This is a genomic window from Lysobacter sp. A289, assembly GCF_054072675.1.
Genome location: NZ_JBSVRN010000001.1, coordinates 1,781,829 through 1,796,126, shown reverse-complemented (window position 1 = coordinate 1,796,126; position 14,298 = coordinate 1,781,829). Strand labels below are relative to the sequence as shown.

The window sequence follows — 14,298 nt, the reverse complement described above, 5'->3', positions numbered from 1 at the left end:
GGAGGATAATTTCCGGCTTCCGCGGTTTCGTGCTGAATGTGTTTGACGGCAACGTTGAACGCAAGCTATACTTTTCGGTCTCGGTAAGTCGAGTGAGCTCGGCTTCCCGTTCGTTTTCACAGAGGCGCGGCATTCTTGGCCGGCCTCTCACCAAAGAGCTCCAGATGGCGACGATCAATCAGCTGGTCCGCAAGCCGCGGCAGGCAGCGACATATAACAGTGCCTCACCGGCGCTCGAGAACTGCCCGCAGCGCCGTGGTGTGTGCACACGTGTGTACACCACCACCCCGAAAAAGCCGAACTCGGCAATGCGCAAGGTGGCCAAGGTGCGCCTGACCAACGGTTACGAGGTCATCTCGTACATCGGCGGTGAGGGGCACAACCTGCAGGAGCACTCCGTGGTACTGATTCGTGGCGGCCGCGTCAAGGATCTGCCAGGTGTCCGTTATCACACCGTGCGCGGTGCGCTCGATGCCGCCGGCGTCGCCAAGCGTCGCCAGCGCCGTTCCAAGTACGGCGCCAAGCGCCCGAAGTCCTGAGGAATTTGACTCATGTCGCGTAAAGGTTCCGCACCGCAGCGCTCGATCCTGCCTGATCCAAAGCATGGCAGCGAGACGATCGCGCGATTCATCAATATGGTCATGTACAGCGGCAAGAAGTCCGTCGCCGAGAGGATCGTCTATGGCGCCATGGACGTGATCGGGGAGAAAAACCCGAACGCGCTGGAAGTCGTGGAAAAGGCGTTGGCCAATATTTCACCGGCGGTCGAGGTCAAGTCGCGCCGCGTGGGTGGTTCCACCTACCAGGTGCCGGTCGAAGTGCGCGCGTCGCGTCGCGTCGCCCTGGCGATGCGCTGGTTGATCGACGCTGCGCGCAAGCGCGGCGAGAACACCATGCCGCGCAAGCTCGCTGCAGAATTGCTCGACGCTGCGGAAAGCCGTGGCGGTGCTGTCAAGAAGCGTGAAGAAACCCACCGCATGGCAGAGGCGAACAAGGCGTTCGCACACTACCGCTGGTGATTCGGGTGCCTTGATAACGAGGCATTCGAAAGCAGCAAATCAAGTCCGATGGCAGCCCAGGCTGCCTGAGCGAACCGGGTGCCGCCATCAGGCGGCGTCCGGCCTTCTAGAAATCGTAAACCTAAACGAGAGGGTACCGTGGCTCGCACCACTCCCATCGAACGCTATCGCAATTTCGGCATCATGGCCCACATTGATGCCGGAAAGACCACCACCACCGAACGCATCCTGTTCTATACCGGTGTCAACCATAAGCTTGGCGAAACCCACGAGGGTGCCGCCACCATGGACTGGATGGAGCAGGAGCAGGAACGCGGCATCACGATCACGTCGGCCGCGACGACTGCTTTCTGGAGCGGCATGGACAAGTCCATGCAGCAGCATCGGCTGAACATCATCGACACCCCCGGGCACGTCGACTTCACTATCGAAGTGGAGCGTTCGCTGCGCGTGCTCGATGGTGCGGTGTTCGTGCTTTGTGCAGTGGGTGGCGTGCAGCCGCAGTCCGAGACCGTTTGGCGCCAGGCCAACAAGTATTCGGTGCCGCGCCTTGCATTCATCAACAAGATGGATCGCACCGGTGCCAACTTCAACAAGGTCGTCGGTCAGCTGAAGAGCCGTCTGGGCGCCTATCCGGTGCCGATGCAGGTGCCAGTTGGCGCCGAAGAGGGCTTCGACGGGGTGATCGACCTGGTCAAGATGAAGGCGATCCACTGGGATACCGCCTCGCAGGGCACGGTGTTCGAGTACGGCGAGATTCCGGCCGAGCTCCTCGACGAGGCCACCGCGGCCCGTAGCTTCATGGTCGAGGCAGCCGCCGAGGCCAGCGAAGAGCTGATGGACAAGTACCTCAATGACGGTGAACTGTCGGAGGCAGAGATCATCGCCGGCTTGCGCGAGCGGACCTTGAAGGTGGAAGTGATTCCGGTCTTCTGTGGTACCGCGTTCAAGAACAAGGGCGTCCAGGCGATGCTCGACGGGGTGATCGAGTTGCTGCCGTCGCCAGTCGACGTGCCGCCGGTTCCGGGCATCGATGACGACGAGAAAGAGGCGCATCGCGAAGCATCCGACACTGCGCCGTTTTCCGCGCTCGCCTTCAAGATCATGACCGATCCGTTTGTTGGCTCGCTGACGTTCTTCCGGGTCTATTCGGGCGTGCTCAATTCGGGCGACCAGGTCTACAACCCGGTCAAGTCGAAGAAGGAGCGCGTCGGCCGTATCCTGCAGATGCACTCCAATGATCGCCACGAGATCAAGGAAGTGCGCGCGGGCGATATTGCCGCTGCGGTCGGCCTGAAGGACGTCACCACCGGCGATACGATGTGCGCGGTCGATCACATCATCACGCTGGAGCGGATGATCTTCCCGGAGCCGGTCATCTCGATGGCGGTGGAGCCCAAGACCAAGGCCGACCAGGAAAAGATGGGCATGGCGCTGGGCCGTCTGGCGCAGGAGGATCCGACCTTCCGCGTGCATACCGACGAGGAATCCGGCCAGACCATCATCTCCGGCATGGGCGAGTTGCACCTGGACGTCCTGGTGGATCGCATGCGCCGCGAGTTCAACGTCGAAGCCAACGTCGGCAAGCCGCAGGTGGCTTACCGCGAGACCATCCGCAAGGCGGTCAAGGCCGAAGGCAAGTTCGTGCGTCAGTCCGGCGGCAAGGGCCAGTTCGGTCATGTCTGGCTTGAAATCGAGCCCGGCGAGACCGGCAGCGGTTACGTCTTCGAAAACGGCGTGGTGGGTGGCGTGGTGCCGAAGGAGTACATCCCGGCGGTCGACAAGGGCATCCAGGAAGTGATCGCCAATGGCCTGCTGGCCGGCTACCCGATCGTTGACGTCAAGGTGAAGCTGGTTGACGGCTCGTATCACGAGGTCGATTCTTCTGAAATGGCGTTCAAGATCGCCGGTTCGATGGGCTTCAAGGAAGGCTTCCACAAGGCCAATCCGGTGTTGCTGGAGCCGATGATGAAGGTCGAGATCGTGACGCCGGAGGATTACCTCGGTGACGTGATGGGCGATGTCAGTCGGCGCCGCGGCATCCTGCAGGGTCAGGAAGACACTCCGTCGGGCAAGATCATCGACGCGACCTTGCCGCTGGGCGAGATGTTCGGTTACGCGACCAGCCTGCGTTCAATGTCGCAAGGCCGCGCGACCTTCACGATGGAGTTCGATCACTACGCCCAGGCACCGAGCAATATCGCCGAGGCCGTGGTCAAGAAAAACTGACGTATTGGCCGGCGCTCGCCGCCGGCCAGCTCCCAACCAGCTCATTAAACGATTTCAGAGGTAACAATCATGGCGAAGGGTAAGTTCGAGCGCACCAAGCCGCACGTGAACGTCGGCACGATCGGTCACGTTGACCACGGCAAGACCACGTTGACCGCGGCGTTGACCAAGGTCGGTGCCGAGCGTTTCGGTGGCGAGTTCAGCGCGTACGACGCGATTGACCGGGCCCCGGAAGAGAAGGCGCGCGGCATCACCATCTCGACCTCGCACGTCGAGTACGAATCCCCGAATCGCCACTACGCGCACGTCGATTGCCCGGGACACGCCGACTATGTGAAGAACATGATCACCGGTGCGGCGCAGATGGACGGCGCGATCCTGGTGTGTTCGGCCGCGGACGGCCCGATGCCGCAGACGCGCGAGCACATCCTGCTGGCCCGCCAGGTGGGCGTGCCGTACATCGTGGTCTACCTGAACAAGGCGGACATGGTGGACGACGCCGAGCTGCTTGAGCTGGTGGACATGGAAGTGCGCGAGCTGCTGAGCAAGTACGAGTTCCCCGGCGACGACACCCCGATCGTGATCGGTTCGGCGCTGAAGGCGCTGGAAGGTGACCAGAGCGATATCGGCATTCCGTCGATCATCAAGCTGGTGGACGCGCTGGACACCTGGATCCCGGAGCCGGTGCGCGACGTGGACAAGGCGTTCCTGATGCCGGTCGAGGACGTGTTCTCGATCTCCGGTCGCGGCACCGTGGTGACCGGCCGTATCGAGCGCGGCATCATCAAGGTCGGCGAAGAGATCGAGATCGTCGGTATCCGTCCGACCGTCAAGACGACCGTGACCGGTGTGGAGATGTTCCGCAAGCTGCTCGACCAGGGCCAGGCGGGCGACAACGCCGGCCTGCTGCTGCGCGGCACCAAGCGTGACGACGTCGAGCGCGGCCAGGTGCTGTGCAAGCCGGGCTCGATCAAGCCGCACACCCAGTTTGAGGGTGAGGTGTACATCCTGAGCAAGGACGAGGGCGGCCGCCACACGCCGTTCTTCAAGGGCTACCGTCCGCAGTTCTACTTCCGCACCACCGACGTGACCGGCGCCTGCGAGCTGCCCGAAGGCGTGGAGATGGTGATGCCGGGCGACAATGTGAAGATGGTGGTCGAGTTGATCAACCCGATCGCGATGGACGAAGGCCTGCGTTTCGCCATCCGTGAAGGTGGTCGTACCGTCGGCGCCGGCGTGGTCGCCAAGATCATCAAGTAATGCCTGGTATCCAGTAAAGATTTGGTAATACCGCGTCATCCCGCTGGGTCGGGGTGGCGTCTACCGCGAAAAGAGGAGCAGGAAGCGCCTCGTGTTCGCCCGACAGGGAAATGTCGCGTGACAAGATCGTTGGCAGTGCCGGATATCCCGGCGCTGCTTGACGGCACCATGGCACGCGCTTTATACTTTTCTGTCTGGCAGGCCGGGAAACCGGCCTGCCTTGCTTTGCTAAGGATTTCCGCCTTCGGATTGTCTACCGCCGGCGGGATCGTTTCCATCGGGGTTCGGTGCACCTAGCCACCGGCCCGTCGCTCTTTAAACCAAGGAACACCGTCATGGCGGACCAAAAGATCCGGATTCGGCTGAAGGCATACGATCATCGTCTGATCGACCGCTCAGCCAGCGAGATCGTCGAGACGGCAAAACGGACCGGCGCGCAAGTGCGTGGCCCGATCCCGTTGCCGACCAAGATCGAGCGCTTCACCATTCTTACTTCTCCGCACGTCGACAAGGACGCGCGTGACCAGTACGAGACCCGCACGCACAAGCGCGTGCTCGACATCGTCGACCCCAACGACAAGACCGTGGACGCGCTGATGAAGCTCGAGCTCGCGGCGGGCGTTGACGTACAGATCAAGCTGACCTGAGGACCTGACCATGACGGCGAAGAAATATTCGTTGGGCATCGTCGGCCGCAAGGCCGGCATGAGCCGGTTTTTCACCGAGGATGGCAGGTCCATTCCGGTGACGCTGATCGAAGCGACCCCGAACCGGATCACCCAAATCAAGACCCCCGATACCGATGGCTACAGCGCGGTGCAGGTTACCGTTGGCGTACGCCGTGCGGCGCTGATCAACAAGCCCGCCGCTGGTCACCTGGCCAAGGCTAAGGTCGACGCTGGCCGAGGCTTGTGGGAGTTCCGCGTTGCCGACGACAAGCTCGGTGACTTCAACGTGGGCGGCGAGATCAAGGCCGACATCTTTGAGGTCGGCCAAGTGGTCGATGTCCAGGGCGTGACCAAGGGCAAGGGCTTCCAGGGCACCATCAAGCGCTGGAACTTCGCCATGGGCGACGCGACCCACGGTAACTCGCTGTCGCATCGCTCGCCGGGTTCCATCGGCCAGCGGCAGACGCCGGGTCGCGTGTTCCCGGGCAAAAAGATGTCCGGTCACATGGGCTTCGTGCAGCAGAGTACCCAGGGCCTGGAAGTGGTCAAGGTCGACGCCGAACGCGGCTTGATCGCGATCAAGGGCGCAGTACCAGGCGCGCCGGGCGGCGACGTGATCGTTCGCCCGACGACCAAGGGAGTATGACGATGGAACTTGCCATCAATAACAGCAGCGAGAAGTTGTCGGTTTCCGACGATATCTTCGGCCGCGAGTTCAGTGAAGACCTGGTCCATCAGGTCGTCGTTGCCTACCGCAACGCCGGTCGCAGCGGTACCAAGGCGCAGAAGACCCGTTCGCAGGTTGCCGGCACCACCAAGAAGTCGAAGAACCAGAAGGGCGGTGGCGCTCGCCACGGCGCGCTGACGGCTCCGATCTTCCGCGGCGGCGGCGTCACTTTTGCGGCCCAGCCGCGAAGCTTCGCGCAGAAGGTCAATCGCAAGATGTACCGCGCCGCGATGGCTTCGATCCTGTCCGAGCTTAACCGCCAGGGCCGGATCACGGTCGTCGACAAGCTCGAGCTGGACTCGCCGAAGACCTCGGGCATGATCGCGATGCTCAAAGGCCTGGAAGCCGGTCGTCGCCCGTTGCTGGTCACCGAGGATGCCACCGAGAATCTGTACCTCTCGGCGCGCAACTTGCCGTATGTCGAGGTTCGTGACGTGCAGGGCCTGGATCCGGTTGCGCTGGTTGGCGCCGATACGGTCGTGGTCACCACCGAGGCGATCAAGAAGATTCAGGAGTGGCTGGCATGAACGACGCCAAGCTCTACAACGTGATTCGTGCGCCGCGCGTGTCCGAGAAGACCGCGCGCCTGCAGGAAGTTTCCAATCAATACGTCTTCGAAGTGGCGACGACGGCAACCAAGGCTGACATCAAGGTTGCAGTCGAGAAGCTGTTCGACGTCAAGGTCGAGGCGGTCAACGTGCTCAACGTGAAGGGCAAAGCAAAAGCCTTCAAGTTCCGCATGGGCCGTCGCCCCGACTGGCGCAAGGCATACGTGACGCTGGCCGATGGCCAGTCGATCGACGTTATGGCCAAGGCTTGAGGATCGACCCATGGCATTGATGACATTCAAACCCACTTCACCCGGCCGTCGCTCGATGGTTCGGGTGGTGACGCCCGACCTGCACAAGGGTGCGCCGTACGCGCCGTTGCTCGAGAAGAAGAGCAAGACCGGTGGCCGCAACCATCACGGCCGGACCACTACCCGGCATATCGGTGGTGGTCACAAGCAGCACTACCGCATCGTCGATTTCAAGCGCAACAAGGAAGGCATTCCGGCGCGCGTGGAGCGGATCGAATACGATCCCAACCGCACCGCCCACCTGGCCCTGTTGTGCTATGTCGATGGCGAGCGTCGCTACATCATTGCTCCCAAGGGGCTGAAAGCCGGCGACCAGGTAATTGCGGGTCGTGATGCACCCATCCGCACCGGCAACACACTGCCGCTGAGCAACATCCCGGTGGGTTCCACCGTGCATTGCATCGAGATGAAGCCGGGCAAGGGCGCACAGATTGCACGCGCTGCCGGCGCCGGCGTCCAGCTGGTCGCACGTGAGCAGGGCTACGCCACGCTACGTCTTCGTTCTGGCGAGATGCGCAAGGTTGCAGTCGATTGCCGGGCCACCATCGGCGAAGTCGGCAACGATGAGCACAGCCTGCAGAAGCTCGGCAAGGCCGGCGCGAAGCGCTGGCGCGGTATCAGGCCGACCGTTCGCGGCGCGGCGATGAACCCGGTGGATCATCCGCACGGTGGTGGTGAGGCCAAGGCTGGCCAGGGCAACCCGCATCCGGTCACCCCATGGGGTGTGCCGACCAAGGGCTACAAGACGCGGCACAACAAGCGTACGCAGCAGTTCATCGTTCGCGATCGCAGGAGCTAATCGGCAATGGCACGTTCACTGAAAAAAGGTCCGTTCGTTGACCACCACCTGATCAAGAAGGTGGAGGCCGCGGCCAACAACAAACGCCCGATCAAGACCTGGTCGCGTCGCTCGATGGTGTTGCCGGAAATGGTGGGTTTCACCATTGCGGTGCACAACGGCCGCAACCACATCCCGGTGCTGGTCAACGAGAACATGGTTGGCCACAAGCTCGGCGAATTCTCCCTGACGCGCACCTTCAAGGGTCACGTCGGCGACAAGAAGAGCCGATAAGGAGATGACCATGGAAGCTAAAGCCATCCTGCGCAGTGCGCGTATCTCCGCCCAGAAGGCCCGGTTGGTTGCCAACCAGGTGCGCGGCCTTACCGCCGAGAGCGCCGTCAATCAGCTCAAGTTCTCGGACAAGAAAGCCGCCGACCTGATCCGCAAGGTTCTGGAGTCTGCGATCGCCAATGCCGAGAACAACCAGGGCGCCGATATCGACGAGCTCAAGGTCACCACCATCATGGTTGACGAGGGTCCGACCCTGAAGCGCTTCATGGCGCGGGCAAAGGGTCGCGGCACCCGCATTCTCAAGCGTACCAGCCACATTACTGTGGTCGTGGGCGCCGGCAAGCAAGGCGGAGTCTGATTATGGGTCACAAAGTTCATCCCACCGGCATCCGCCTGGGTATCTCCAAGGATTGGAATTCCAAGTGGTTTGCCGGCAAGAAGCAGTACGCCGAGTACCTGATCGCCGACCTCAAGGTCCGCGAGATGTTGCGCAAGAAGCTGGCCCAGGCCGGAATTTCGAAGATTCTCATCGAGCGTCCGGCCAACAACGCCCGCGTGACCATCCACACCGCCCGTCCGGGCGTGGTGATCGGCAAGCGTGGTGAGGATATCGACAAGCTGCGCAAGGAAGTCAGCGACATGATGGGCGTCCCGGCGCACATCAACGTCACCGAGGTCCGCAAGCCGGAGCTCGACGCGCAGCTGGTGGCTGAGTCGATCGCGCAGCAGTTGGAGCGCCGCATCATGTTCCGCCGCGCCATGAAGCGTGCGGTTGGCAATGCGATGCGCCTGGGCGCGCTGGGCATCAAGGTCAATGTTGGTGGTCGGCTCAATGGTGCCGAAATCGCGCGTTCGGAGTGGTACCGCGAGGGTCGCGTGCCGCTGCACACCCTGCGCGCCGATATCGACTACGGCTTCGCAGAAGCCAAAACGACGTACGGCATCATTGGTATCAAAGTGTGGGTCTACCGGGGCGAGATCTTTGATTTTTCCCAGGTTGGCCAGGAAAAGCCGGACGACAGTCCGCGCAGTGATCGCGGCGACCGCCGCGACCGTGCGCCCCGTCCGCCGCGCGAACAGAGGTAACGGATCATGTTGCAACCAAAACGAACCAAGTACCGGAAGGTACACAAGGGCCGCAACGACGGCCTGGCTTGGAGCGGCAATGCCGTCAGCTTCGGCGAGTACGGCCTGAAGTCGACCGCGCACGGCCAGATCACCGCTCGCCAGATCGAGGCCGCGCGCCGTTCCATCAGTCGCTACGTCAAGCGTGGCGGCAAGATGTGGATCCGCGTGTTCCCCGACAAGCCGATCACCAAGAAGCCGATCGAAGTGCGTATGGGTAAGGGCAAGGGCAGCGTCGAGTACTGGGTCGCGCTGATCCAGCCCGGACGCGTGATCTACGAGATCGAAGGTGTGGCAGAGGACGTGGCGCGCGAAGCGTTCCGCCTGGCCGCCGCCAAGCTTTCGGTCACCACCACTTTCGTGACGCGGACGGTGCGCTGATGGAACTCAATAAACTGCGAGAGAAGTCGGCTGACGAGCTCAAGGCCCACTTGACCGACCTGCACAAGGAGGGCTTCGCCCTTCGCATGCAGCAGGTGACCGGCCAGCTGACCAAGACCCACGAGACCCGTCGGGTGCGTCGCGAGATTGCTCGCGTCAACACCCTGATCGGCGAGGCTCAAGCGAGCCCGGCCGACTCGGGCGAGAAGAAGTAAGGACCCGCCATGACCGACAACAATACAGAGAAGGCGCTGCGCACGGTCGAAGGACGCGTGGTCAGCAACAAGATGGACAAGACCATCACCGTGCTCGTCGAGCGCCAGGTCAAGCACGCGTTGTACGGCAAGTACATCCGTCGCTCGTCCAAGCTGCACGCACACGACGGGGATAATTCCTGCAACGAGGGCGACGTGGTCCGGATCTCCGAGATCGCGCCGATGTCGAAAACCAAGAACTGGCGACTGGTGGAAATTGTCACCCGTGCGGCCGAATAACGAGGAGGGCTGAACCATGATCCAGATGCAAAGCTATCTCACCGTGGCCGACAACTCCGGTGCCAAGGAAGTGATGTGCATCAAGGTGCTCGGTGGCTCCAAGCGCCGTTACGCCGCGATCGGCGACGTCATCAAGGTGACCGTCAAGGATGCGATCCCGCGGGGCAAGGTCAAGAAGGGCGATGTCTATGACGCCGTCGTGGTGCGTACCCGCAAGGGCGTGCGCCGTCCGGATGGCTCATTGATCCGCTTCGACGGCAATGCCGCGGTTCTGCTGAACAACAAGCAGGAACCGATTGGCACCCGTATCTTCGGGCCCGTGACCCGTGAACTGCGTTCCGAGAAGTTCATGAAGATCGTCTCGCTCGCCCCAGAAGTGCTCTGAGCGGAGGAATTGACATGAACCGTATCAAGAAGGGCGATCAAGTAATCGTCACTGCCGGCAAGGACAAGGGCAAGAAAGGTGATGTGGTGCGAGTGGCAGGGGACAAGGTCCTGGTGTCCAACATCAACATCATCAAGCGCCACACCAAGCCGAATCCACAAGCCGGCCAGCCTGGCGGCGTGATCGAGCGTGAGGCGCCGATCCATATTTCCAACGTCATGCTGTTCAACCAGGCTTCCGGCAAGGGTGAGCGCATCGGTATCAAGGTGCTGGAGGATGGACGCAAATTGCGTGTGTTCCGCTCCAGCGGTGAGGCGGTCGACGCCTGAGGAATGCTGAAATGACACGGCTTGAAAAATTTTACAAAGAAGAAGTGGTGCCGTCGCTGACCGAGAAGTTCGGTTACACGAACCCGATGCAGGTGCCGCGCGTCTCCAAGATCACCCTGAACATGGGTGTGGGCGAGGCGGCCACCAACAAGAAAGTGCTCGAGAACGCCGTCGCCGACATGGCGAAGATCTGCGGGCAGAAGCCGATCGTGACCAACAGCCGCGTGTCCGTGGCGTCGTTCAAGATCCGCGATGGCTGGCCGATCGGCTGCAAGGTCACGTTGCGCCGGGCCAAGATGTTCGAGTTCCTGGATCGCCTGATCAACGTCTCGCTGCCGCGCGTGCGCGATTTCCGTGGCGTGTCGGCCAAGTCTTTCGATGGCCGCGGCAACTACAACATGGGCGTCAAGGAACAGATCATCTTCCCGGAAATCGATTACGACCAGGTTGATGCGCTGCGCGGCATGGACATCGCGATCACCACGACCGCGAACACCGATGCCGAAGCCCGCGCACTGCTGGAAGCGTTCCGCTTCCCGTTCCGCACCTAACACCACGCACTGATTCGAGGATCCACACATGGCAAAGACCTCCATGGTCAACCGCGACATCAAGCGGGCCAAGCTGGCCGCGAAGTACGCGGTCAAGCGCGAAGAGCTGAAGAAGATCATCTCCAGCGTCAGCGCTACGTACGAAGAAAAGGAAGAGGCGGTGGTCAAGCTGCAGAAGCTGCCACGCGACTCGTCCCCCAGCCGGCAGCGCAATCGCTGTGCCCTGACCGGGCGCTCGCGCGGCGTCTATGCAAAGTTCGGCCTGGGTCGCAACAAATTGCGTGAAGCCACCATGCGCGGAGACGTGCCGGGGCTTCGCAAGGCCAGCTGGTAATTGATTGTCAAACAGAGCCGATAAGTCTGCTAGACTTACCGGCTCCAAAAGTTCCACGCGTCACGGCGGTTCAGCCGCGGCGTCACAACTGAATTCGCAATTGAGCGGATATCGGTGCACTCATCAGGTAATTACACATGAGCATGACTGATCCCATCGCCGATATGTTCGTCCGCATCAGGAATGCGGCGGCGGTCGGCAAGCCCACGGTGAAAATGCCGTCGTCCAACATCAAGGTGGCCATCGCCAAGGTCTTGAAGGACGAGGGTTACATCCTGGCTGCCAACGTCAGCGACATCGGCGGCGGCAAGAACGAACTGCAGATCGAGCTGAAGTATTACGAAGGCAAGCCGGTGATCGAGCAGCTCAAGCGCTTCTCCCGCTCCGGGCTACGCCAGTACCGCGGCAAGGACGACTTGCCACGGGTCCTGAACGGCCTTGGTGTGTCCATCATCTCCACCTCGAAAGGCATCATGACCGACACCCAGGCGCGCCAGCAGGGCGTCGGCGGTGAAGTCCTGTGCTTCGTGGCTTAAGGGAGTAACGACTATGTCCCGAATTGCCAAGAAGCCGATTGCCCTTCCCAAGGGTGTCGAGCTCAACGTCCAGTCCGACAGCGTCACCGTCAAGGGGCCCAAGGGCTCGTTGTCGATCGCCAAGCCGACCGATATCGAGATCAAGATCGAAGACGGCCACGCGCTGCTCTCGACCCAGGATGTCGAGCGCATCGCGCTGACCGGCACGCTGCGGTCGATCATTGCCAACATGGTGCAAGGCGTCTCCGAAGGCTTTGAGCGCAAGCTTGAGCTGGTCGGTGTTGGCTACCGCGCCGCGATGCAGGGAAAAGACCTGAGCCTGTCGCTTGGTTTCTCCCATCCGGTAACGTTTGCCTCCCCCGACGGCATCACCATCAGTACGCCTACCCAGACCGAAGTTCTGGTGCAGGGCACTGACAAGCAACGCGTCGGTGAGGTGGCCGCCAAGATTCGCGGTTTCCGTCCGCCGGAGCCCTACAAGGGCAAGGGCGTGAAGTACGCCGGGGAAACCATCATTCGCAAGGAAGCCAAGAAGGCGTAAGTTCGCCGCGGATCCGTCCGCAAGCACCCGGCCATTCGTGGCAGGACTTCTGAACAAAATCGCTCCCTTGGTAGTTTTTCGAGAACCCAGACTAATGAACAAGAATACTGCCCGCCTGCGTCGCGCCAAGTCGACCCGCAGCCACATCCGCAAGCTCGGCGTGCCTCGCCTGTCGGTTCTGCGTACCGGCCAGCACATGTACGCCCAGGTCTTTACCGCCGATGGTTCCGCGGTGCTGGCTGCGGCCTCGACCACCCAGATCGCGGTTCGTGAAGGCTTGAAAGGCCTGAAGAATGCCGAAGCCGCCGCCAAGGTGGGTCAGGCGATTGCCGCCGCCGCCAAGGCTGCGGGTATCGAGAAGGTCGCCTTTGACCGCTCGGGCTATCGCTATCACGGCCGCATCAAGGCGTTGGCTGACGCCGCGCGCGAAGGTGGGCTGCAGTTCTGATACGGCTTGCCCGTAGTACTCCTGCCGACGCGGGTTGCGTCGGGCGTGCCGGTGGGTTCCCGCTGTCACGCACCACCTGATCGACTCAACAACGATAAGCGGCCACGCCGCAAATTATTTTCCATTTCCAGGAATCAAACATGGCTAACGAACGTGATTCGCGCGGACGCGGCAGGCGCGAAGAAATAGACGACGGAATGATCGAGAAGTTGATCACGGTCAACCGCGTCAGCAAGACTGTTAAGGGTGGCCGCCAGTTCACCTTCACCGCACTGACCGTCGTCGGTGACGGCGCTGGCAAGGTCGGCTTCGGTTACGGCAAGGCCCGCGAAGTGCCCATGGCGATCCAGAAGTCGATGGAATATGCCCGCAAGGACATGAAGCACGTCGACCTCAACAACGGCACCTTGTGGCATTCGGTGAAGTCCGGCCACGGAGCGGCTCGGGTCTACATGCAGCCCGCTTCGGAAGGTACCGGGGTCATCGCCGGCGGCGCGATGCGCGCCGTGCTCGAGGCGGTCGGGGTGAAAGACGTGTTGGCCAAGGCCATTGGTTCCCGCAACCCGATCAACCTGGTTCGCGCGACGCTGATCGGTCTCGGTCAGATGCATTCGCCCGCCAAGATCGCGGCAAAGCGCGGCAAGAAGGTCGAGGATCTGCAACATGGTTAAGTCGACTGAGAACAAAACCGATGCGCCCAAGGGCGGTACCGTCAAGGTGCGCCTGGTCAAGGGACTGCGCGGGACCCAGGGACGCCATCGCCTTTCGGTGAAGGCGCTCGGGCTGCGCAAGATCAATGACATGCGCGAACTTAAGGACAGCCCCCAGGTCCGTGGCCTGATCAACACGGTCCATTACCTGGTCCGGGTCGAGGAGTAATCATCATGCGTCTCAATACACTATCGCCCGCAGAGGGTGCCCGCGAAGACCGCAAGCGCGTCGGACGCGGTATCGGTTCGGGACTGGGCAAGACCGCGGGTCGCGGCCACAAGGGTTCCTTCGCGCGTTCGGGCAAGGGCAAGATCCGGGCCGGTTTCGAAGGCGGCCAGATGCCAATGCATATCCGGTTGCCGAAGGTCGGTTTCCGCAGCAAGACCAAGAACGACACCGCCGAAGTGATGCTGTACCAGCTCGATCAGCTGGATGCCGGCGATATCGATTTCGCGATGTTGCGCGCGGCCAAGCTGGTGCCGAGCACTGCCAAGCGGGCCAAGCTGGTCGTGAAGGGCGAAGTGACCAAGAAGTTCGTATTCAAGGGTGTGCTTGCCACTGCCGGTGCCAAGGCTGCGGTCGAAGCGGCCGGCGGCAAGGTCGAGGAGTAAGTCGGGCATGGCGCGCAG

At 61.7% G+C, this 14,298-nt stretch carries 25 protein-coding genes; all 25 read left to right on the top strand.

Annotated elements, in window-relative coordinates; genetic code table 11:
* The first annotated feature begins 164 nt into the window (after positions 1 to 164).
* The 25 genes from rpsL (at position 165) to rplO (ending at position 14,280) form a co-directional block, all read left to right on the top strand.
* Complete coding sequence (rpsL, locus tag ACW5DN_RS08315; protein ID WP_036196058.1) at positions 165 to 539, top strand: 30S ribosomal protein S12; 375 nt, start codon at positions 165 to 167, stop codon at positions 537 to 539.
* A 12-nt stretch (positions 540 to 551) separates the two neighbouring features.
* Positions 552 to 1,019 (top strand): 30S ribosomal protein S7, encoded by a 468-nt coding sequence (gene rpsG / locus ACW5DN_RS08310; protein WP_456962235.1) that lies wholly within the window; start codon positions 552 to 554, stop codon positions 1,017 to 1,019.
* Positions 1,020 to 1,157: 138 nt separating this feature from the next.
* Entirely contained in the window at positions 1,158 to 3,248 is a 2,091-nt protein-coding gene (gene fusA / locus ACW5DN_RS08305; RefSeq protein ID WP_456962234.1) for an elongation factor G, read from the top strand.
* A 69-nt stretch (positions 3,249 to 3,317) separates the two neighbouring features.
* Positions 3,318 to 4,508, top strand: a complete 1,191-nt coding sequence (gene tuf / locus ACW5DN_RS08300; protein WP_456962233.1) for an elongation factor Tu — start codon at positions 3,318 to 3,320, stop codon at positions 4,506 to 4,508.
* A 335-nt stretch (positions 4,509 to 4,843) separates the two neighbouring features.
* The gene (rpsJ, locus tag ACW5DN_RS08295) at positions 4,844 to 5,155 is read left to right on the top strand and encodes a 30S ribosomal protein S10 (protein ID WP_036196039.1); all 312 of its coding nucleotides are present in this window, start codon (positions 4,844 to 4,846) and stop codon (positions 5,153 to 5,155) included.
* A gap of 10 nt (positions 5,156 to 5,165) precedes the next feature.
* Positions 5,166 to 5,822 (top strand): 50S ribosomal protein L3, encoded by a 657-nt coding sequence (gene rplC / locus ACW5DN_RS08290; RefSeq protein ID WP_456962232.1) that lies wholly within the window; start codon positions 5,166 to 5,168, stop codon positions 5,820 to 5,822.
* Positions 5,819 to 6,430 carry a 50S ribosomal protein L4 gene (gene rplD, locus ACW5DN_RS08285; protein ID WP_456962231.1) on the top strand — a complete coding sequence of 204 codons (612 nt, stop codon included), beginning with the start codon at positions 5,819 to 5,821 and terminating at the stop codon, positions 6,428 to 6,430. Before rplC ends, rplD begins: the two co-directional genes overlap by 4 nt.
* A complete protein-coding gene (rplW, locus tag ACW5DN_RS08280) occupies positions 6,427 to 6,723 on the top strand; it encodes a 50S ribosomal protein L23 (protein ID WP_036196034.1) in 297 nt (98 codons plus the stop codon). Before rplD ends, rplW begins: the two co-directional genes overlap by 4 nt.
* A gap of 10 nt (positions 6,724 to 6,733) precedes the next feature.
* A complete protein-coding gene (gene rplB / locus ACW5DN_RS08275) occupies positions 6,734 to 7,561 on the top strand; it encodes a 50S ribosomal protein L2 (RefSeq protein WP_456962230.1) in 828 nt (275 codons plus the stop codon).
* 6 nt (positions 7,562 to 7,567) lie between these two features.
* A complete protein-coding gene (gene rpsS, locus ACW5DN_RS08270; RefSeq protein WP_456962229.1) occupies positions 7,568 to 7,834 on the top strand; it encodes a 30S ribosomal protein S19 in 267 nt (88 codons plus the stop codon).
* A gap of 10 nt (positions 7,835 to 7,844) precedes the next feature.
* Complete coding sequence (gene rplV, locus ACW5DN_RS08265; RefSeq protein WP_456962228.1) at positions 7,845 to 8,192, top strand: 50S ribosomal protein L22; 348 nt, start codon at positions 7,845 to 7,847, stop codon at positions 8,190 to 8,192.
* Positions 8,193 to 8,194: 2 nt separating this feature from the next.
* A complete protein-coding gene (gene rpsC, locus ACW5DN_RS08260) occupies positions 8,195 to 8,920 on the top strand; it encodes a 30S ribosomal protein S3 (RefSeq protein WP_456962227.1) in 726 nt (241 codons plus the stop codon).
* A 6-nt stretch (positions 8,921 to 8,926) separates the two neighbouring features.
* Positions 8,927 to 9,340 carry a 50S ribosomal protein L16 gene (gene rplP, locus ACW5DN_RS08255; RefSeq protein ID WP_456962226.1) on the top strand — a complete coding sequence of 138 codons (414 nt, stop codon included), beginning with the start codon at positions 8,927 to 8,929 and terminating at the stop codon, positions 9,338 to 9,340.
* A complete protein-coding gene (gene rpmC / locus ACW5DN_RS08250; RefSeq protein WP_456962225.1) occupies positions 9,340 to 9,555 on the top strand; it encodes a 50S ribosomal protein L29 in 216 nt (71 codons plus the stop codon). The genes rplP and rpmC overlap by 1 nt, the downstream gene beginning before the upstream one ends.
* Before the next feature lie 9 nt (positions 9,556 to 9,564).
* Complete coding sequence (gene rpsQ, locus ACW5DN_RS08245; RefSeq protein WP_456962224.1) at positions 9,565 to 9,834, top strand: 30S ribosomal protein S17; 270 nt, start codon at positions 9,565 to 9,567, stop codon at positions 9,832 to 9,834.
* 16 nt (positions 9,835 to 9,850) lie between these two features.
* Complete coding sequence (gene rplN / locus ACW5DN_RS08240) at positions 9,851 to 10,219, top strand: 50S ribosomal protein L14 (RefSeq protein ID WP_193985941.1); 369 nt, start codon at positions 9,851 to 9,853, stop codon at positions 10,217 to 10,219.
* A 14-nt stretch (positions 10,220 to 10,233) separates the two neighbouring features.
* Positions 10,234 to 10,548, top strand: coding sequence for a 50S ribosomal protein L24 (gene rplX / locus ACW5DN_RS08235; protein WP_456962223.1), 315 nt, complete (start codon positions 10,234 to 10,236; stop codon positions 10,546 to 10,548).
* 11 nt (positions 10,549 to 10,559) lie between these two features.
* A complete protein-coding gene (gene rplE / locus ACW5DN_RS08230; RefSeq protein WP_456962222.1) occupies positions 10,560 to 11,099 on the top strand; it encodes a 50S ribosomal protein L5 in 540 nt (179 codons plus the stop codon).
* A gap of 28 nt (positions 11,100 to 11,127) precedes the next feature.
* Complete coding sequence (rpsN, locus tag ACW5DN_RS08225) at positions 11,128 to 11,433, top strand: 30S ribosomal protein S14 (protein WP_456962221.1); 306 nt, start codon at positions 11,128 to 11,130, stop codon at positions 11,431 to 11,433.
* Positions 11,434 to 11,570: 137 nt separating this feature from the next.
* A complete protein-coding gene (gene rpsH / locus ACW5DN_RS08220; RefSeq protein ID WP_456962220.1) occupies positions 11,571 to 11,969 on the top strand; it encodes a 30S ribosomal protein S8 in 399 nt (132 codons plus the stop codon).
* 13 nt (positions 11,970 to 11,982) lie between these two features.
* The gene (rplF, locus tag ACW5DN_RS08215; protein ID WP_456962219.1) at positions 11,983 to 12,510 is read left to right on the top strand and encodes a 50S ribosomal protein L6; all 528 of its coding nucleotides are present in this window, start codon (positions 11,983 to 11,985) and stop codon (positions 12,508 to 12,510) included.
* 94 nt (positions 12,511 to 12,604) lie between these two features.
* Positions 12,605 to 12,958 (top strand): 50S ribosomal protein L18, encoded by a 354-nt coding sequence (gene rplR / locus ACW5DN_RS08210; protein ID WP_456962218.1) that lies wholly within the window; start codon positions 12,605 to 12,607, stop codon positions 12,956 to 12,958.
* 140 nt (positions 12,959 to 13,098) lie between these two features.
* Positions 13,099 to 13,629: a 30S ribosomal protein S5 gene (gene rpsE, locus ACW5DN_RS08205; protein WP_456962217.1), complete on the top strand. Its 531-nt coding sequence runs from the start codon at positions 13,099 to 13,101 to the stop codon at positions 13,627 to 13,629.
* Positions 13,622 to 13,837 (top strand): 50S ribosomal protein L30, encoded by a 216-nt coding sequence (gene rpmD / locus ACW5DN_RS08200; RefSeq protein WP_456962216.1) that lies wholly within the window; start codon positions 13,622 to 13,624, stop codon positions 13,835 to 13,837. Before rpsE ends, rpmD begins: the two co-directional genes overlap by 8 nt.
* A complete protein-coding gene (rplO, locus tag ACW5DN_RS08195; protein WP_456963000.1) occupies positions 13,837 to 14,280 on the top strand; it encodes a 50S ribosomal protein L15 in 444 nt (147 codons plus the stop codon). The genes rpmD and rplO overlap by 1 nt, the downstream gene beginning before the upstream one ends.
* Positions 14,281 to 14,298 lie beyond the last annotated feature (18 nt).